Below are 800 nucleotides of genomic sequence, written 5' to 3' on the forward strand. Positions count from 1 at the left end.
TCGTCCACGAGGACGCCCAGGTGTGGCCGATGGTCGCCGCCGGGACCTCCAACGACGAGGTCATGGCCGCCCGCGGAGTCCGCCCCGACTTCGGCGACAGCAACGAGGAACGATGACAGACGGAGCACCCCCCGCGCTGCCCAGGCACACGCTGTCGGTCCTGGTGGAGAACACCCCCGGTGTGCTCTCCCGGATCACCGCGCTGTTCTCCCGCCGCGGCTTCAACATCGACTCGGTGACCGAAGGCCGCACGGAGCACCCGGCGTTCTCCCGGCTCACCCTCGTCGTGCACGCCGAACCCGAGGCCCTGGAGCAGGTCGCCAAACAGGTCGGCAAGCTCGTCAACGTACTCAAAGTGATCGAACTGCCGCCGGACACCGCCCTCCAGCGCGAACTGGTCCTGGTCAAGGTCCACTCGGAGGGCAGGACGCTCTCCCACATCATCGAGATCGTGCAGCTCTTCCGCGCCAAGACCGTGGACGTGTCCCCGGAGGCCGTCACTATCGAGGCGTCCGGAACGACCGAGAAGCTGGAGGCCATGCTGAGGATGCTGGAGCAGTTCGGCATCACCGAGCTGGTCAGATCGGGCACCATCGCCATCGGGCGCGGCCCGAACTCCTCCTCCAGCAGCCTGGTACGGCGCATCGATCACGCCGCCTGACCCCCATGCACACCAACTGAACACCGACATGAAAGAGAAGCCCAGTGGCCGAGCTGTTCTACGACGACGATGCCGACCTGTCCATCATCCAGGGCCGCAAGGTCGCGGTGATCGGTTACGGCAGCCAGGGCCACGCCCA

2 protein-coding genes are annotated in these 800 nt (G+C 66.6%); both read left to right on the plus strand.

The window, feature by feature from the left end:
* Nucleotides 1-136 precede the first annotated feature (136 nt).
* Nucleotides 137-661 carry an acetolactate synthase small subunit gene (ilvN, locus tag ADK54_RS15275; protein ID WP_053726176.1) on the plus strand — a complete coding sequence of 175 codons (525 nt, stop codon included), beginning with the start codon at nucleotides 137-139 and terminating at the stop codon, nucleotides 659-661.
* A gap of 44 nt (nucleotides 662-705) precedes the next feature.
* A partial coding sequence (locus tag ADK54_RS44855; RefSeq protein ID WP_159047771.1) for a hypothetical protein occupies nucleotides 706-800 on the plus strand: 95 nt, incomplete at its 3' end.

This window comes from Streptomyces sp. WM6378 (assembly GCF_001279695.1).
Lineage (GTDB): Bacteria > Actinomycetota > Actinomycetes > Streptomycetales > Streptomycetaceae > Streptomyces.